The sequence below is a fragment of the Sulfitobacter sp. HI0129 genome, assembly GCF_001635395.1.
Classification (GTDB): domain Bacteria; phylum Pseudomonadota; class Alphaproteobacteria; order Rhodobacterales; family Rhodobacteraceae; genus Sulfitobacter.
In genome coordinates, this window is sequence record NZ_LWGH01000283.1 from 1 (window position 1) to 2596 (window position 2596).

2 protein-coding genes are annotated in these 2596 nt (G+C 63.1%); both read right to left on the minus strand.

Annotated elements, in window-relative coordinates:
- Positions 1–929, minus strand: a 929-nt coding sequence (locus tag A3764_RS06125) for a DUF898 family protein (protein ID WP_067951321.1), incomplete at its 3' end; no start/stop codon positions are given.
- Between the two features lie 78 nt (positions 930–1007).
- Positions 1008–2596: DNA gyrase subunit A (locus A3764_RS06130; RefSeq protein WP_067951324.1), on the minus strand; the 1589-nt coding region annotated here is incomplete at its 5' end.

A 2596-nucleotide genomic window follows, 5' to 3' on the forward strand; every position in this document is an offset into this window, starting at 1 on the left:
AGATAAGCGATCAAATTTCCGAAAACGTAGATGAAAGCCACCCGAGCGCCGGACAGCCGCGATTGCAGCGACAGCCCAAAGGCGTATTTGTTGTTTGCCAGAATACGTTTGCAGACCCAGCGGTAGTGTATCGCNCCGTAAAGCAGCCCCGCCGCGAAAAACGGCAAAAGCCCCAGCCGCCAAGGGGCGTTCAGATCGATAACAGGGCTGCCCCCGGCGGCAATTTCTTCGAACAGCCTTTGCGCGTCTCGCTCGAACGCGACCCAATCGGGCACCACCGGCATTGCCCAGAAAATCCAGATCAAACTGGCGATCAGCCCCAGCAGGCTCAGCACGAAGGGGATGGTCGCGGGGTAGAGCATTACCCAGCGCCCTCCCTGAACCAGCCTGACCGAGCCGAAATAGGTTCTGTCTGTACGGTATTTTTCCAGCCAGAATGTCATGCGGGGCCAAAGCAGGCCGAGCGACAGGAGGGTGATGCACCAATGCGCCACCCCCCGCGCGGCATAGCCCCATGCGCCGCGCGCCACCCCGAAGCGCACCCCGCGCCAGCGCGTGCGGGACAGGATGTAGCGACGGGCACGGTAGCGGGCGTAGAACAGAAGCGGCACGATACCCAGAGCACTGGCCACATACCCGACCCAAGACGCCGCGAAGACGGAAAAGCTGACAAACATCAGCAGCAGATTGACGATGCCAAGATAAAAGGTCAGCACCACCACGGCGATCAGAAAGCCAAGCAGCTTTTCCAGCGGATCACCGGTATATTCTAGCCCATGCCCCCCGGGCCGGATCGCGGACCAGTACCAGCGGCGCAACCGGGTCTTCATCCAGAACCGGTAAATGCCTAGCGTCAGTACCGTCAGCAGCGCGGTCTTGAGCGCAAGCCAGAACAGCCCGGCGCGCTTGCCGACGAAATCTACTCTCATCGCCCCCGGCGGGCCGTGATCGGCAGCCGGCTCTGGTGGATGCGCGGCAGAATCCGAAGTATGCACCGCCGCCGCCAATCAGTCGAAGCGGTTGTTCCGCGGGAAGCCGCGGGGAGCCATGCGGCCCGCACCGGCGCGTTTTCCGGTCCATTCGGCAAGGTCTGACTGTGTCCGGGTCCGCCCCGCCGGATCCTGCCAGACGAGGCCATCCGCGCCGACAAAGGTGATGGCGTCGCTCAGGCCACCGTCCTTGAACTTCTGCAGCCGCACGCCCTTGCCGCGATTCATTTCGGGCAGTTCGTCGAGACCGAAGACCAGCACCTTGCGGTTCTCGCCCACCGTGGCGACGGAATCCCCCGTGACAGGCCGACAGATCAGCGCGCGGGTCTCCCCCCGCACGTTGAGAACCTGTTTCCCGCTGCGGGTCTGCGCGACCACTTCGTCCTCCGGCACGACGAAACCGTCCCCGGCAGAAGATGCCACGAGCAGCCTGCGCCCCGGCTGGTGAATGAAGAGCGCCACTATCTGCGCCTCGTTGGGCAGGTCCACCATCAGGCGCAGGGGCTCGCCCATGCCGCGCCCGCCCGGCAGGTTTGCCGCCGATATCGTGTAGAAGCGCCCGTTCGAGCCGAAGACCAGCAGGCGGTCGGTCGTTTCGGCGTGGAAGATGAATCGCGGCCCGTCCCCGTCCTTGAACTTGAGTTCGCGGTTCAGGTCGATATGCCCCGTCATGGCGCGGACCCAGCCCATCTGCGAACAGACCACCGTGATCGGTTCGCGGTCGATCATGGCCTCGATCGGAACGTCCTCGACCTCCCCCGCCTCGGCAAAGGTGGTGCGGCGGGCGCCGCCCGGCCAGTCCTTGCCGAACTGCTTCTTCGTATCCCGCAACTGTGCCGAGATGGTGTCCCACTGCAGTCCTTCGCTATCGAGCAGGTCCTCTAGCCCGGCGCGCTCCTCCATCAGAGCGGCCTGCTCGCGCAGCAGTTCCAGTTCCTCCAACCGACGCAGGGAGCGCAGGCGCATGTTCAGAATCGCATCCGCCTGAACCTCGCTCAGCTCACCCTCCCCCGGGGGCGGCGTGACGTAATCATCCTCATCCCGCGCCCGGACATGATCCCTGCCCCAGTCCTCGCGCATCAGGGCGGCCTTGGGGTCGTCGTCGTAGCGGATGATGTCGATCAAACGGTCAAGGTTCAGAAAGGCGATGATAAACCCTTCGAGAACCTCCAGCCGGTGATCGATCTTTTCCAGCCGATGCCGGGACCGCCGCTGCAACACTTCGCGCCGATGGTCGAGAAAGGCGCGCAGGACCTCTTTCATCGAACAGACCTTGGGCGTGACGCCGTCGATCAGCACGTTCATGTTGAGCGAGAAACGCACCTCCAGATCGGAGTTGCGGAACAGCATCCCCATGAGAAGTTCGGGATCGACGTTCTTGGACCGCGGTTCGATGATCATGCGCACATCATCGGCGGATTCATCTCGCACATCGCCCAGAATGGGGATCTTCTTGGTCTGGATCAGTTCGGCGATCTTTTCGATCAGGCGCGATTTCTGAACCTGATAGGGGATTTCCGTGATCACGATCTGCCACAGCCCACGACCGAGGTCTTCCACCTCCCACCGGCAGCGCAGGCGGAACCCGCCTTTGCCGGTCCGGTAGG